The sequence below is a fragment of the Streptomyces longispororuber genome (assembly GCF_024448165.1).
Lineage (GTDB): Bacteria > Actinomycetota > Actinomycetes > Streptomycetales > Streptomycetaceae > Streptomyces > Streptomyces longispororuber_A.
The window spans coordinates 16,634-30,780 of sequence record NZ_JAMOLN010000126.1; the positions used below are offsets into that span (position 1 = coordinate 16,634).

The following is a 14,147-nucleotide window of genomic DNA, read 5'->3' on the forward strand; positions in this document are numbered from 1 at the left end:
GGAGGAGAAGGAGGCGGGGAGGCGGGGCGGAGGCGGAGGTCGTCACGCCCTCGCGTCGAGCTCCAGGCGGGCGAGGCTCCGGTTGTGCAGGGCGGTGAGGAGCAGCAGCGAGCAGACGGCCCCGATCAGCGCGCAGAACATGTCCCATTGGGTGTCCCACACGTCGCCCTGGGTTGCCAGGAAGGCGTCGGCGGCCTGTCCGCCTGTCACAGCCGCCGCCCACTCCAGCATCTCGAAGACAGCGCTGAAGGCGAGGCAGGCACAGACGGTCAGCGGCGCGAGCCAGCGGCTGCCGCGCAACGGCGAGGTTCGGACCAGGAGTTCACGGACCAGAATCGCCGGAACGAAGCCCTGCATGAGGTGGCCGAACCGGTCGTAGGGGTTGCGCTCCAGACCGAACCAGTCGCGCACCCAGTCACCCGCCGGCACCTCCGCGTAGGTGTAGTGCCCGCCCACGATCAGTACCAGTGCGTGCGCTGCCAGCAGGCCGCACAGGAGACCGCTGAGCGGGAACCGCTTGCGCAGCACCACCGCCAGCGGCAGGCCCACCATCACCCACACCGTCTCCAGCAGCCACGTGGTCGGATCCTTCGCACCCCACGCCGACAACACGAGCGCCGCGACGACCACGAACACGAGGGCCCCGGGCAGCCGACGACCCGTGCGTGGGGGGACGGCCGGTGCATCCGACGACGGGCGGGCGGGCGCCTGCATGGCTGACATCGCTGACTCCTCAAGTCTGGGCTGTGTCGCCATCCTCGGTCGCGTGGTCACGCCTCGGTATGAGTACGCCTACTCATCTGTCCTTCCCGGCAACCTGGTTCGGCACGGACACCGGCCAGGGGAACAGTCCTGTCGACGATCAGTCGCACGGCCCCGGTCCCTGTCCCGTACGCCCGACAGGGCCGGGACCGACGGCCGGTCCCCGAGCCCTGACGTGCCGCACCCACTACACCTGTCCGGTCAGGACTACCTGTGGATCTTCGCGCAAGGCTTGCCGCTCTTGATGTTGGATTCGACGCACAGCCACGTACCGGCCCTGAAGTTCCGGTCGAGGTTCCAGTTCGCGTACGACATCTTCGTCAACCCACCGGACGCGAAGGTCGCCAGCTTCCACCGGGTGAGAGTGTGCCGAGAACCCTTGTAGACCGTGTACAGGCGGAACTTGCTCCCATTGGCCTGCCCCTCGACGAACCCGCCCGCCTTGTCGACGTGCAGACCCGAGCCCTTCACGCTGAGGGAAACACCGCCCTCGTTCTCGTCCGCGGACATGGGCACGGCGGCCGATGCACACGGAACCACCGTCAGAACAACAGCTGAGGCGGCCAATGCCGCCTTGATCATGGTTCGCATGATGGCCCTAACCCACATGCCGATCATGCGGATACGGATGCGCCGCTGAGGTCACTCCGGTGGAGCATCTGGGACGGGGGCCGATTCGCGGCCCTCGCCAGGACGGTTGTCCGCACGAACCGGCGCCCCTTCACACGGGCCGCGACTCAGGCGATGTCCAGCGGATTCGGCAGTTCAGCGAGCGACAGCCTGCGGCTGCACGAGGCGATGCGCGCCCTCGCCCAGTCATGGACCGCATCTGTGTCGTGCGCGATGTCTGCAACCTGACAGGCCACTTCATGCGCCTGCTCGATCCATTCCGCGACCGGGTCCTCCTTGCTGACCCGATCCAGCCTCTGCCGAGTGACTTCCGTCCGGCCGGTCAGCGCGGCTGCCACACCGGCGTTGAAGTCCCCCCACAGGTAGCCGGGCCGGCCGGGTCGTTCCGCCAGTGACTCGGCGACGGCATCAAGGCCGCCGAATCGGTTCCTGAACTCCTCGACCCGCTGCGCGGCTTCCTGGGCCAGACCCGCCGCGACGGTGGTGAACTGGATCTGGTTGCGGAACTCCTCCGTCGGTCGAACCCTCTCCGCGAAGTCGAAGGCAAGGTGGGCGAAGTCCTGCCACAGCCACATGACCCCCACGGTCAGCCCACTGCCCTGGCTCCACCTCGGCGAGGGAAACTCGGCGATGCCGATCCACCATCCGTGATCGTCGATCCAGATACGGGATCTGCCTCGCTGAGCGAGACCTAGCGGACGCAGCCGTTCCCGCGCTGCCGCGGTCATCAGGCCCGACGCGGGAGAGATGTTGGCCATAAGAGCCATTGTCGCCGGGTTCTTTGCCGCGCCTGGGTTCAAAGTACCGGCAGCCCTTACGGACAGGTGGCGTATGGGCCGCGGGGGGGGCGCCGGGCGCAGCGTGCCCTTCCGCCTTACGGGACCCTCGCCGGGCAGGCCCGCCCTTGCGCGACCCAAGGTCTGGTGATCCAGGTGCCCCGGAACCGCCCGCTGACCACCACCCGCTGCGAAGGAGGTGAGGGTCAGGAGCGGGTTCGTTCGAGGATCAGCGTTGTCAGTGGTGTCGTGCATGATCGGCGGGACAGTCAGTTCACGGGGCAGAGGAGAGCACCATGCCGATCACGAACCAGCAGGCTGCGGAGCGCGCGTTTCTGCAACAGATGTACATGGACTCGTACTTCCCCGATCACGTCGTCGACAAGGGCAGGACGATCCTGTTGCGGCTGTGCGAGCGGATCGAGGCTGAGCGGCCGGCCGATCTCAAAGCCCTGTACTCGCTCACCCACGTCGCGACGGAGGAATTCAACCTTCTGGAGGCGGAGTTCGAGGCAGCCGGGGGCGAGATCGAGACGGTCGCGCGCGAAGTGATCGCCGAGGAGTTCTGGTTCGTCGCGTCGGCATACGGGTTCACGGACGCGGATGCAGAGGAACTGATCGCCACCCGGGACTGGTGAACGCGCGCCCTTGAGGGGCGCCCGGTCCAGGCAGGCGCACCGGGAGGCATTGCACCGACCGCGGACGAAGACCGCCCGGCTTCATCCTGCTGAACCGTCCAGGAGGTCGAGGGTCCAGGTCTGACCGACGAGGTCGTGCCCGAATCCTCGATGCGGCGCCTCGTCGGTGAGGACGAACCCGAAGTGCTGGTAGATCCTGCGCGCGGACGCCAGGTTGTCGGTGGTCCACAGCGTCACCCACCGGTAGCCGACAGTACGGGCAAAGGCCAGGGCCTCTTCGACCAGGCGCGTACCCATGCCGAGGCCGCGGGCGCCCGGAGTGACGAGCAGGACGCGCAGTTTGGCCACTCCCTGCTGGTCGTCGGCGACAAGCATGACGCTCCCCGCCCGTTCGCCGTCGACTTCTGCGATCCACGCTGCCTCTCCTGCCGCAGTTCGCTTCACCGCGTAGTCCGCCACGATCCGGGCGACCAGGGCCTCGAACTCCGCATTCCAGCCGAACTGCTGGTCATACAGCTCGCCGTGGGCCATCACCATCCACCCCAGATCACCTGGGCGGTCGGCGCGGCGCACCGCGATCTGCCGGTGGCGGACCTCCTTCGACATGTTCACTCTCCGTACTCGATCAATAAAACCTGGTTACTGACACGACCGTGTCAGTAACCGTAGACTAGGCCCATGCCCTTGAGGACCGCAAACCCCTCCGCCCGCCAGACCGAGCTGCTTGAAGCCGCCTACGCGTACTCACTCCGCCACGGCCTGAACGACCTGTCGCTGCGCCCGCTTGCCGAGTCGATCGGTTCCAGCACTCGCGTGTTGATGTTCCTCTTCGGCAACAAGGACGGACTCGTGCGGGCGTTGCTGGAGCGTGCCCGTACGGATGAACTGGCACTCCTGGCCGAGCTCCGCCGGCCCGAGCAGCCCGTCGGCCTCGGCTCCGCGGCGCGGGAGGTGTGGGCGTGGCTCGCGGCCGAGGAGCACCGTCCGCTGCTGCGCCTGTGGGCCGAGGCGTATGCCCGCTCGCTCGTGGATCCCGACGGTCCTTGGGCGGGATTCGCCCGGAACACCGTGGAGGACTGGCTCGACGTCCTCGCCGAGTGCCAACCACGAACTGAGCGGCACACCGAGAAGGGCGCCGTCCTTCGCACACTGACGCTGGCCGTACTGCGCGGCGCCTTGCTCGATCTGCTCGCCACCGACGACGAGCGCAGAGTGACCGCCGCTGTCCACCAGCAAGTGGCCCTTCTGGGCGGCGTGAGCCACTCGGAGGGCTGACCTCCGAGCCGGTGGACAGCCTGAGAGACGCTCTTCCCGCCGCCGCCCGGTGTGGCGCGTCGCGGGTGAGCGCACCCCCGGCCCGGATCAGCCGGGCATCGCCGGTGCACCCTGGCCGGGGCTCGCAGCCGGCCCTGGACGGTCACGGCGGTTGGTGCGGGGCAGCGGCCTCGGGATTACTGATCGCTGATGTTGACCATCCACTGGATGCCGAACCTGTCCGAACACATGCCGAACACGTCGCCCCACATCTGCTTCTCCAGCGGCACGGCGACCGTTCCACCGCTGGAGAGCTTGTCCCAGTACCGGCGCAGCGCCTCGGTGTCGTCGCCGCTGAGGCTCACCGAGATGTTCGTTCCCGGAGTGTGGTTCATGCCGGGCGGAGTGTCCGACGCCATGATGGTGAAACCGTCGGGCGTCTCCAGCACAGCGTGCATGATCTTGTCGGCGAAGTCGGCCGGCGCCCCTCCACCGCCCGCGGAACCGAAGGTCATCGCGGCGAGCTCGCCGCCGAAGACCTCCTGGTAGAACTCCATGGCCTGACGGGCGTCGCCGTTGAAGGCGATGTACGGATTGAGGCGAGAAGCCACAGTGCGCTCCCTTCTTCGTGAGCGGCCGTTCCGGTCACGCGTGGACCGGATCCGGCGCCGGCGCACACCCTCCCGCCGTTGTGCGCCGCTCCTTCCGGATTATTCGGCGCCTGCGGCGCGGCCGCACGGTGAAGGCCCGGCACCACGCCTCCGTCTGAGGCAGCGCGCGTGCACCCGCCGCCGCTCACGCGACCGCTGCGGACTGCTCCGGTTCCTCCCCGGCGACCGGGAACCCGGCTGTTCGCAGCACCTGTCCCCCGGCGTCCACCGCGAACACCTCGCAGCCTGCCTGGGACGCGGCCCATTCGATTCCCGCGGCGCCCATCGCGAAGGCCGCGGTGGCGACCGAGTCCGCCTCGGTCAGAGTGGCGGCCACGACGGTGACACTGAGCAGTGCCGTGGCCGGGCGGCCGGTGCGGCCGTCGATGATGTGGTCGCCGCGCTCGTAGCGGGCGGAGGTGGCGACCGCGGCGTCGGTCAACTCCAGGACGGTGCACAGCTGGTCGGCGTGTTCGGGATGCCGCACCCCGGCCCGCCACGGCCCGCCGCTGACGACCACGTCACCTCCGGCGTTGAGGCAGAAGCGCCGGGCACCGGAGGCCCGCAGCAGTTGGGCGCCCCGCTGCACCGACCAGCCCTTGACCACCGCACAGGGGTCGAACCCACGCCCCGGCAGCCGTACGTCGAACGCGCCGCCCGTCGCCTCTCGGTAGTGCTCGCACAGGTCGAGCACCTCCACGAGTTCCGCGCTCAGCTCGTGCCGCGCCAGCTCACCGCGTCCGTGACGCGAGACCTCGCTGCCGGGCTTGAAGGGGCTGAAGCGCTCGTCGACTTCGTGAAGCCAGTCGAAGACCACGTCGACAGCCGCCGTCGGCACGTCCTGGTCGTCGAGCCGCAGCGAAACGGGAAAACCCATGACGTGTTCGACGCGCCGCATGTCAGGCTCCCTTCGCGTCGAGGGCGGCCTGGAGGGATTCCTTGTAGGCCTCGCTGGTGATGGTGGCGCCGGTGACCGTGTCGACATCGGCACTCTGCGCCTGCAGCGTCGCCGCGACCAGCTTCGGCACCGCCGCCTTCGTCTGCGGATGATTCGGCTGCTGCAGCAGCTTCACCGCGGTGATCTCGTCGCCGTCGAAAGTGACCTGGACCTGGACCGGGCCCTTCTCCGTCGTGATGGTCGCGCCCTTGACGACCTTGGCGGAGGCGGAACCCGCGGAGGACGATGCGGAGGGTGTCGGGGCCGTGGTCACGGTGGATTCCGCGGGGCCGAGGGACGGCTCGTAGCGCCAGACGGAGATCAGGCCCACGATGCTGAACGCGACGACGGGGATGGCTCGCTTCACGATGGTGTCCTCGTCTGTCTCAGCCGGCCAGGCTGAAGCGCTCGAAGTGGATCTGCTGTTTGGGCACATGAAGTTCGTCGAGCGTGCCGAGCACGGCGTTCATCATCGGCGGCGGCCCGCACAGGAAGACGTCCCGGTCGGCGATGTCCGGCACCATCCGCTTCAGCTTGCGCGGTGCCAACTTGTCGGGAGTGGGCTTGCCCGTGACCAGGTGCAGCTCGGCTCCCTTGGCGAACGCGAGGTCGCGCAGCTCGTCGTGGAGGACGGCGTCGCGCTCGGAGGCGACCCGGTAGATGACGACCGTGTGACCGTCCAGCTCCTCCAGGAGGGCACGGATCGGGGTGACGCCGACACCGCCCGCGATGAGGAGGGACTCGCTGCGGGTGCGGTGCAGGGTGGTGAAGGCGCCGTAGGGGCCCTCGGCGAACACGCGCGTGCCGACCTTGAGGTGGCGCAGGGCCGCGCTGCCCTCGCCGGCCGCCTTCGCGGTCAGGCGCAGGCTGCGGCCGTCGGGGGCGGCCGACAAGGAGAAGGGGTTCGCCTGCCACCACCGGTCCTTGGTCAGGAACCGCCACAGGAAGAACTGGCCGGCTTGCGCGGGCAGCCTGTCGAGATCGCGGCCGGTGATGTGGATCGAGACGACGCTGTCGGACTCGGGGACGACCGCGGCGACCCGGAACCGGTGGCGTCGGTTGCGCCACAACGGCAGGGCGACCCGGCCCAGGAACACCGAGCCGAGGGCCACGGCCCACACTCCGTACCAGTACGCGGTCGCGGCGGACGACGAGGTGAAGGTCGTACCGACCGCGACCTGGTGGGTGAAGGCGAGCACCACGGCCACATAGGCGTACAGGTGGATGAAGTGCCAGGTCTCGTAGGCGAGCCGGCGGCGGGCGGAGCGGGCGGAGACCGCGCCGATGACGAGCATCAGGCCCAGCGCGACGATCGCACGCAGCACGCCCTCGGTGGTCTCGGCGAGGTCGATGATCTCGGTGACCGGGCCGACCCCGGCTCCGTCGGCGTAACCGAATCCGATGAAGACGACGTGGGCGAGCAGCGTCCACAGCAGGGAGAAGCCGGTCCACCGGTGCCAGCTGGTCAGCCGGTCCATGCCGATGCGACGGTCGAGCCAGGGCAGACGGGCCACGAGAACCAGTTGGAAGGCCATCACCAGCGCGCCGTACAGGCCGGCGAGACGGCCGATGACGATCAGGGCGTTCGAGGCGAAGCCCGCCTGCACGAAGAAGAAGGCGACCACGGCCGCATGGGCGGCGAGCACCGCGTAAAGGCCCGTGCGGGCCACCACCCCGGGGCGTATCGCCGTGGGGGGCGCAGGGGGTGATTGGACGGTCGTCACGGGACGGCAGCTCCTTGGGCGAGTGGTCCGGGCGGACCGGGGGCGGACCCGGGCGTGGGCGACGATCGGGCCGCTCCGGTCGTGGGACTTCGAGCTTCACCGGCGGAACCTGTCGGGAACCTGTCGGACAGCTGACAAGTCCTTATCAATGCGCCTGCTGTGTGACCCGGGGCATACGGTCCGGGCCTCGGCGTGACGCACCATGAACGGGTGGAAAAAGTGCGCCTCCTGGTCGTGGACGACGACCCGCCGATAGCCGACCTCGTCGCGACCGTCGCCCGTTACGAGGGCTGGGACGCCGTCACCGCGAACACGGGTGAGGAGGCGCTGCGCCTGGCCGGCGAGTTCCACCCGGACATCGTGGTGCTCGACCTGATGCTGCCGGGCGTGGACGGCTTCGGTGTCCTGGACCGGTTGCGCCGCTCGGGCACCATGGTCCCCGTGGTCTTCCTCACGGCCCGGGACGGCGTCGCCGACCGGGTGGCGGGACTGACCCGCGGTGGCGACGACTACCTGGTCAAGCCGTTCGCGGTGGAAGAGCTGATGGCACGCCTGCGCACCGTCCTGCGGCGCAGCGCGGGGCCGGACTTCCAGCGCTCCGTGCTGCGGGTGGGCGAGCTGTCGATGGACGAGGACACCCATGAGGTCCGGCACGGCGAGAAGCCGCTCACTCTCACGCCCACCGAGTACGAGGTGCTGCGCTTCCTGATGCGCAAGTCGCCGACCGTGATGACCAAGGCGCAGATCCTCGACCACGTGTGGGAGTACGGCTTCGGGGGCCGCTCGAACGTCGTGGAGCTGGTCGTCAGCCGCCTGCGCCGCAAGCTCGACGACACGAGCGGCTCGGGCACCCCGCTGATCCAGACGGTACGGGGCTTCGGCTACGTCATCCGCCGGGCCGGCGAGTGAAGCGGACGATCGCCAGGCTCCGCAAGGCGTTCCGGCGGCTGCGGCTCGGCACCCGTCTCGCCCTGGGCCTGGGCGCGCTGTCCCTGGTGGTGTTCGCCGTCGTCGGCACGGCCCTGACCACGTACATGCGGGACTATCTGACCAACCAGCTCGACGACCAGCTCGGGCTCGCCCAGGTCGCCCAGTCCAAGAGCATCGCCGAGACGGGCACGCTGCAGGGCAAGAAGTACTACCGGTGGTACTACGCCGTCTACGACGTATCGGGCAGCAGCCCCGAGCTGCGCTCGCCCGAGGAGACCGGCGACCTGCCCCGGGACATCGCTCCTTTCGCCTCCCTGGCCGAGCAGCAGGTCTCCGACGGGTCCGAGGTGCTGCGCACCGTGCATCTGGCGGGCAAGGGCCAGTACCGGCTGCGGGCGTGCGCGGTGAAGCCGGGCGTGGTCCTGGTCAGTGCCGCACCCACGGACGACATCGACGACACCATGCGGCGGCTGATCGGGTTCCAGGTCATCGCCTTCGCCCTGGCGCTCGCGGTACTCGTGGAGTTCGGCCGGCGGATGCTGCGCCGGGGTCTGAACCCGCTCAGCGACATGGCGCACACCGCCCACGGCATCGCCTCGCACGACCTGACCGAGTCGGCGGCCCGGTTGCCGATCCGCGCCGCCAAGCGGGGCGGTGGACCGGAGGTCGAGGAGTTGCGCACGGCCTTCAACACGATGCTGGAGCACATCGACGACTCCCTGGCCGTCCGCGCCGAGGCCGAGCAGCGCCTGCGTCGCTTCGTCGCCGACGCCTCGCACGAGCTGCGCACCCCGCTGATGTCCGTGCGGGGCTACGCGGACCTCTTCCAGTACGCCGCCGCCAACGCCCCGGGAGAACGTGAGAAGCACCTGGCGCGGCTGCGCGCCGAGGCCGCCCGGATGGGGGTGCTCCTGGACGACCTGCTGCGGCTCGCCCGCCTGGACGCGGCCGAGGTGGACGCGCCGATCAGACTCCAGGAGGCGGATCTCGTGGACCTGGTCGAGGAAGCGGCCGCCGCCTTCCGTGCCGGCCACCCGGACCGCCCGCTCACTCTCGTGTCACAGCGGGCCCCGCTCGTCCTGCGCCTGGACCCGCACCGTGTCCGGCAGGTCCTGGACAACCTGCTCACCAACGCGGCCGTGCACACTCCCGCCGGGACGCCGGTGACGGTCGAGGTCCAACCGGGGTCGGACGCTGCGGTGGTGCGGATCGAGGATGCCGGTCCGGGTGTCCCGCCCGCCGACCGTGCGAAGGTCTTCGACCGCTTCTACCGCGTCGACAAGGCCCGGACACGCGACAGCGGCGGCAGTGGCCTCGGCCTGTCGGTCGCCCGCTCCCTGGTCCGCGCCCACGGTGGCACGCTCACCCTCGGCCACGGCCCGGGCGCGACCGTCTTCACGGTGACACTGCCGGCCACACCTCGGCGCGGAGAGCCACGAGAGAGCCGTACCGAGCAGACTGGCCCGGGAGTTGACGCCGCAACTGATCACTGAGCACCCTGGCCCGTTCCGGGCCGAACCCGGGTGCGGCCCGTGCGACGGGCCTGCATGACGCCCTCCGGCCCGGGCAGCCGATCCTCATCGCAGCACAAGGCCCCGCGCTGGCCCGCGCGGCGCTCGAACGCCCCGCGCACCGGACGGTTCACTCTGCGGCAGGAGCCCGGACCACCACCCCGTACGAGAAGTTGGGCCCCTCTCCGCCGCTACCGACCGCGATGGACCCGGCACCCCACGCCTGGCGGGTGCCCGGTACCTGGACGAGGTCGCGCAGGGACAGCTGTTGCTGCCGGGCGACCCGGGTCACCTCACCCGTCTTGTCGGGCAGCAGCGGCGGCCGGCCGACGGAGGTGAAACGGCCGTCGGCCCGTAGCCGCCCGCCGGAGAAAACCAGTCCCTGCGCTCCGTCCGAGGCGACCGGGAGGACGGCGAGGGCTTCGAGTTCGTCGGGCGTCGACCGCTTCTCCCAGCGGCCGCCGTTCCAGCGGGCGACGACGGGCGACTGTGCGGTGTTCGCGTCGACGTCGTCGTTCGGGTAGGTCTGGTCACCCACCGCCCAGACGACGCCGCCCTGTGGGGACACCACCACGTCCTCGAACTCCGCGCTTCCCTCGCCGGGCGGGGCGTCGACCGGGGGCTGGAACGCCGGGGTGGGGACGAGTCGCCAGGTGTGCCCGTCGTAGTGCATCGCCGCAGGCTTGGTGCGGCGGGCCGCGGCGGGGGTGTCCTCCCCTCGCGGGTCAGGGGCCCGGCCCACCGCCCAGATGTCGTCGGCCGCGCGGCCGGCGAGCGCCACCGCCTCGGCGGGCAGCCGCCTCTCGGTCCAGCGCCTGCCGTCCCAGTGCCAGCCGGTCCGCTCCAGGGCAGGCCATTCGCCGGGCAGCGCCATCGAGTTGCTGCCCGCCAGGAGCCACACGTCGTCGGGCGCGAAGACCGCCGCGTCCTTCACCCGCTCGGGCATCCGCCGCGGCAGCGGCATCTTCCGCCAACGGCTTCCGTCCCAACGGGCGATGACCGGGGTCGTGCCACGGGACCCCACCGGGTCGTCGGTGCCGAAGAACCAGGTGTTGTCAGGACCTGACGAAGCCAGTTCGGCCAGGGTCACCCCGCGGATCTCCGGCAGGTCCGCCGCGAAGTCGTACTCCGTCCACCGTCGGCCGTCGTAATGGACGAGGAGGCGGGAGTCCCAGTCCTCGCCCGCCAGGCCGAACGCCCATGCATCCTGCGCGGAGTTCACGCTCAGCGTCCGCAACTCGACGTTGTCCGGCCGGCTGACGTACTCGATGCGCCAAGCACCCACCGCCGCATCGGGGGTCGCCGGGGGTGTCGCCGGCGTCGATGAGGCCGGTGCGGAGGGTGAGGCCGGGAATGAGACGGAAGGAGACGAAGGAGAGGGCGAGGCCGCACTGTCCGTCGCCGTGCTGCCGCACCCGGCCAGCAGCACCAGGCACAGAGCGGCGCCGACGGCTCGCACCGTGGGCCGGAACAGGCCGCCGAACACCACGGAGGTCCTCCATGTTCAGGGAAAGTCACGAGAGTGTACGCACCGCGCACTGGCCGCACCAGTTCCCTGTCCTTGCCATCCCGTCCGTACGAGGCCGTCCCCCCGAGCTCGCCGACGAACCCGGAACGGGACTGCCCCCAAGCGGAGTTCCGGATGGGGCAGGTCGCGGGTCAGGCGGTCGGCGAGGGCGGTCCTCACTCGGGCAGGGTGTCGAGTGTTCCGCGAGCCACCATGCTCACGTCGCCACCGACCCGGATGTTGTGCGGCGCCTCGGGGCGCCCTTGCGGCAGTACGGTGAACCGGCTGGGACGGCCGGTGAAGCGCCCCTGCCGCAGGACGAACTCCTCCTCCACGGGCACGACGTCGTACCGGGCCAGGTACGCGCCCACGCAGCCGGCCGCGCTGCCGGTCGCGACGTCCTCCAGGACGCCGTCGTTGTTCCAGTGGCGCCCTTCCACCGTCTCGACGTCGAGCACGTCAGCGAACTGCGCGCCGTAGCGGCCGACCAGCTCCGCGAAGTCGTCGCGGACGATGCGCGCGGCGCCCAGCCCCGCGAGCACCGGCACGATGAGACAGCGCCGCTGTCGACCGGCTCAACGACGCCCACGCCGCCCTGTTGACGACTGCTCAGAACTGAATCGGAGCGCCAGGCACCGCCTCCGCGGACACACCTGCGCTCCGTCATCGGTGTCGCACGGGCGTCGCCGGCACACATGAAGAGGCGGTTGCCCTTGGTGCCGCCCCTCCGCCCTCTCCGCCTCCACCCGATCCGTGCGCGGTCAGTTCGTCGGGGTCACACCCAGGACGGCGTACATGCCGCGCAGTGCCCACTTCTCCGTCTCGTCGTCGCCGTGCAGGAGACGGGCCGGGGTGATGCCGCCCGCCAGGGACTCCAGTCCGTAGACGATCTGGGGCGCGTCCGTGCCGGGCGGGAGGTCACCGGCGGCGACGGCGGCGGCGATGTCGTGGCGCAGCGCGGTCCGCCAGTCGGCGCGGCTCTCGGCGATCCGGTCGTGCACCACGCCGGTGCGAGCGTCGTAGTCATAGGTGACCTGTGTCAGCAGGCAGCCGCCTGGGTAGCCGGGATCGGCGGCGTAGCGCACCCACGACGCACAGGCGCCCAGCAGTCGAGGCAGCCCCGCGTCGAGGTGCCGCACCGGCTCCCAGACCTTTGCGCGGAAGTCCTCCACGACCAGGTTCACCGTTTCCAGTTGGAGCTTCTCCTTGCTGCGGAACTGGCCGATGACACCCGCCTTGCTCATTCCCAGCCGGTCCGCGAGCCGACCGATGGTCACGCTGTCCAGCCCTTCCACGGAAGCGAGTTCGGCGGCGGCACGCAGAACCGACCGCCGGGTTTCGAGGGCTGCCTGAGCCGATGCACGTCCTGCCATGCCCGAGAGTTTAGCAAACGACCGTACGGCATTGACTTACGAACGTTCGTCTTCTTAAATCCTCGCCATGGCATCTTTAACTCCCACCCGCCGGGCCTCCCTCGCCCTGGCACTGGCCTGCGCGGGCACCTTCCTGAGCTTTCTCGACGCCACCGTGACCAACCTCGCCGTCCCGCCGATCGCCGCCGACTTCGACGTCTCACTGACCACCATCTCGTGGGTCGCCACCGCCTACGTGATCCCCTTCGCCGCGCTGCTCGCCCCGGCCGGTCCGCTGGCCGACGCGATCGGCCGCGCCCGTCTGTTCCTGGTCGGTGTCGCCGCCTTCACGGTGTCATCGCTGCTGATCGCCGCGGCCCCGAACCTGCCCGTGCTGCTCGGTGCCCGCGCCGTCCAGGGCCTGGCGGCGGCCCTGATGGTGCCCGCCTCGCTTGCGCTGGTCCTCGCGGAGATCCCCGCTGAACGCAGGCGCGCCGCGATCGGTACCTGGAGCGCGGCAGGCGCGCTGGCCGCCGCCGCAGGGCCCGGCCTCGGCGGCGTCATGGTCGAGGTGATCGACTGGCGGGCCCTGTTCTGCCTCAACCTGCCGGTGGGCGCCTGGGTCCTGATCGCCGGAAGGAGGCTGATGGCCGGGGAACTCCGCACGGGCCGGGTACCTGACATCACGGGCGGCCTGCTGCTCGCCCTCTGCGTCGGCTCGGCGGTGTACGGCCTGACGCAGGCCCCCGACCACGGCTGGACCTCGCCGTACGTCCTGGTCGCCTTCGTCGTCACCCTTGTCGCGGGCCTGGCGACCGCGCTGCGGGCACTCCGGCACCCGAGCCCGGCGCTGCGCCTCGACCTCTTCCGCAGCCGGTCCTTCGCCGTCACCAGCGGTGTCTCCTTCGCGTACGGCGCCGCACTGTTCACCACCATGCTGCTCGGCGTGCTCTTCCTGACGGGCGCCTGGAACTACTCCGCGCTGAAGGCCGGCCTCGCCATGAGTCCGGCCGCGCTGGTCACCGCGGTGGTCGGCGTCGGCATCGGACGGCTTCCCGTCGCCCTCACCCCACGCACCATGGTGGCGGCGGGCTCGGCCCTCATCGCCTCCTCAACGGCGTTCCTGGCCCTGCTGATCGACACAGCACCGGGTTTCTGGACGCTCTGGCTCCCGGCCGGAACGGTGATGGGGATCGGGGTCGGCATGGCCACCGTCGGCATCTCCAGCGCCGCGGCCTCCTCCGCCGCACCCCAGCACTTCGCCGCCGCGACGGGCATGGTCATGGCGGCCCGTCAGGTCGGCGGGGGCCTCGGCATCGCCGCCACCGCCGTGATCATCGCGGAGGCCGCCGGCCCGGGCGCGGAACCGTACGCCGCCGTGTACTGGTTCGCCGCCGCGATCAACCTTGCCGCGGCGATCGGTGGCCTCGCCCTGCGCAGCACGGCCCCGCCCCGGCCGAAGCCCTCGGCCGCCAC

At 70.5% G+C, this 14,147-nt stretch carries 16 protein-coding genes; 5 read left to right on the plus strand and 11 right to left on the minus strand.

What is annotated here, in order from left to right; all coding sequences use genetic code 11:
- Positions 1-42 precede the first annotated feature (42 nt).
- The 3 genes from M4J07_RS30065 to M4J07_RS30075 form a co-directional block, all read right to left on the minus strand.
- Positions 43-714: a DUF2238 domain-containing protein gene (locus tag M4J07_RS30065; protein ID WP_255976817.1), complete on the minus strand. Its 672-nt coding sequence runs from the start codon at positions 712-714 to the stop codon at positions 43-45.
- 255 nt (positions 715-969) lie between these two features.
- On the minus strand, positions 970-1,344 hold the full coding sequence (locus M4J07_RS30070) for a hypothetical protein (RefSeq protein ID WP_255976784.1): 375 nt from the start codon (positions 1,342-1,344) through the stop codon (positions 970-972).
- Positions 1,345-1,499: 155 nt separating this feature from the next.
- Positions 1,500-2,150, minus strand: coding sequence for a hypothetical protein (locus M4J07_RS30075; protein ID WP_255976786.1), 651 nt, complete (start codon positions 2,148-2,150; stop codon positions 1,500-1,502).
- Between the two features lie 314 nt (positions 2,151-2,464).
- On the opposite strand from M4J07_RS30075, the gene M4J07_RS30080 reads away from it, so the two are divergent.
- A complete protein-coding gene (locus M4J07_RS30080) occupies positions 2,465-2,806 on the plus strand; it encodes a DUF5713 family protein (RefSeq protein ID WP_255976788.1) in 342 nt (113 codons plus the stop codon).
- Positions 2,807-2,887: 81 nt separating this feature from the next.
- Here M4J07_RS30080 and M4J07_RS30085 read toward each other — a convergent pair whose 3' ends face one another.
- Positions 2,888-3,412 (minus strand): GNAT family N-acetyltransferase, encoded by a 525-nt coding sequence (locus M4J07_RS30085; RefSeq protein ID WP_255976790.1) that lies wholly within the window; start codon positions 3,410-3,412, stop codon positions 2,888-2,890.
- A gap of 72 nt (positions 3,413-3,484) precedes the next feature.
- Between M4J07_RS30085 and M4J07_RS30090 the strand changes: the two genes are divergently transcribed.
- Positions 3,485-4,081, plus strand: a complete 597-nt coding sequence (locus M4J07_RS30090) for a TetR/AcrR family transcriptional regulator (protein ID WP_255976792.1) — start codon at positions 3,485-3,487, stop codon at positions 4,079-4,081.
- Positions 4,082-4,257: 176 nt separating this feature from the next.
- Here M4J07_RS30090 and M4J07_RS30095 read toward each other — a convergent pair whose 3' ends face one another.
- The 4 genes from M4J07_RS30095 to M4J07_RS30110 all read right to left on the minus strand — a co-directional run bounded on the left by M4J07_RS30095 (position 4,258) and on the right by M4J07_RS30110 (position 7,371).
- Positions 4,258-4,671, minus strand: a complete 414-nt coding sequence (locus M4J07_RS30095) for a VOC family protein (protein WP_255976794.1) — start codon at positions 4,669-4,671, stop codon at positions 4,258-4,260.
- A 184-nt stretch (positions 4,672-4,855) separates the two neighbouring features.
- Positions 4,856-5,608, minus strand: a complete 753-nt coding sequence (locus M4J07_RS30100; protein WP_255976796.1) for an FAD:protein FMN transferase — start codon at positions 5,606-5,608, stop codon at positions 4,856-4,858.
- Position 5,609: 1 nt separating this feature from the next.
- Positions 5,610-6,014, minus strand: coding sequence for an FMN-binding protein (locus tag M4J07_RS30105; protein ID WP_255976798.1), 405 nt, complete (start codon positions 6,012-6,014; stop codon positions 5,610-5,612).
- A 19-nt stretch (positions 6,015-6,033) separates the two neighbouring features.
- On the minus strand, positions 6,034-7,371 hold the full coding sequence (locus M4J07_RS30110) for a ferredoxin reductase family protein (RefSeq protein WP_255976801.1): 1,338 nt from the start codon (positions 7,369-7,371) through the stop codon (positions 6,034-6,036).
- Positions 7,372-7,581: 210 nt separating this feature from the next.
- Here M4J07_RS30110 and M4J07_RS30115 point away from each other — a divergent pair, with 210 nt between their 5' ends.
- Complete coding sequence (locus tag M4J07_RS30115) at positions 7,582-8,280, plus strand: response regulator transcription factor (RefSeq protein WP_255976803.1); 699 nt, start codon at positions 7,582-7,584, stop codon at positions 8,278-8,280.
- Entirely contained in the window at positions 8,277-9,794 is a 1,518-nt protein-coding gene (locus M4J07_RS30120; RefSeq protein ID WP_255976805.1) for a sensor histidine kinase, read from the plus strand. The genes M4J07_RS30115 and M4J07_RS30120 overlap by 4 nt, the downstream gene beginning before the upstream one ends.
- 148 nt (positions 9,795-9,942) lie before the next feature.
- Here M4J07_RS30120 and M4J07_RS30125 read toward each other — a convergent pair whose 3' ends face one another.
- The 3 genes from M4J07_RS30125 to M4J07_RS30135 form a co-directional block, all read right to left on the minus strand.
- On the minus strand, positions 9,943-11,097 hold the full coding sequence (locus M4J07_RS30125) for a hypothetical protein (protein WP_255976808.1): 1,155 nt from the start codon (positions 11,095-11,097) through the stop codon (positions 9,943-9,945).
- 398 nt (positions 11,098-11,495) lie between these two features.
- Complete coding sequence (locus M4J07_RS48300) at positions 11,496-11,861, minus strand: PhzF family phenazine biosynthesis protein (protein WP_255976810.1); 366 nt, start codon at positions 11,859-11,861, stop codon at positions 11,496-11,498.
- A 219-nt stretch (positions 11,862-12,080) separates the two neighbouring features.
- Positions 12,081-12,692, minus strand: coding sequence for a TetR/AcrR family transcriptional regulator (locus tag M4J07_RS30135; RefSeq protein ID WP_255976812.1), 612 nt, complete (start codon positions 12,690-12,692; stop codon positions 12,081-12,083).
- A 67-nt stretch (positions 12,693-12,759) separates the two neighbouring features.
- On the opposite strand from M4J07_RS30135, the gene M4J07_RS30140 reads away from it, so the two are divergent.
- Positions 12,760-14,147: DHA2 family efflux MFS transporter permease subunit (locus M4J07_RS30140; protein WP_255976814.1), on the plus strand; the 1,388-nt coding region annotated here is incomplete at its 3' end.

Excerpts from the sequence above, each read along its gene's own strand:
- M4J07_RS30065 (WP_255976817.1), bottom strand. The coding sequence starts at position 714 with ATGCAGGCGCCCGCCCGCCCGTCGTCGGATGCACCGGCCGTCCCCCCA.
- M4J07_RS30085 (WP_255976790.1), bottom strand. The coding sequence starts at position 3,412 with ATGTCGAAGGAGGTCCGCCACCGGCAGATCGCGGTGCGCCGCGCCGAC.
- M4J07_RS30075 (WP_255976786.1), bottom strand. The coding sequence starts at position 2,150 with ATGGCCAACATCTCTCCCGCGTCGGGCCTGATGACCGCGGCAGCGCGG.
- M4J07_RS30080 (WP_255976788.1), top strand. The coding sequence starts at position 2,465 with ATGCCGATCACGAACCAGCAGGCTGCGGAGCGCGCGTTTCTGCAACAG.
- M4J07_RS30070 (WP_255976784.1), bottom strand. The coding sequence starts at position 1,344 with ATGATCAAGGCGGCATTGGCCGCCTCAGCTGTTGTTCTGACGGTGGTT.
- M4J07_RS30100 (WP_255976796.1), bottom strand. The coding sequence starts at position 5,608 with ATGCGGCGCGTCGAACACGTCATGGGTTTTCCCGTTTCGCTGCGGCTC.
- M4J07_RS30090 (WP_255976792.1), top strand. The coding sequence starts at position 3,485 with ATGCCCTTGAGGACCGCAAACCCCTCCGCCCGCCAGACCGAGCTGCTT.
- M4J07_RS30135 (WP_255976812.1), bottom strand. The coding sequence starts at position 12,692 with ATGGCAGGACGTGCATCGGCTCAGGCAGCCCTCGAAACCCGGCGGTCG.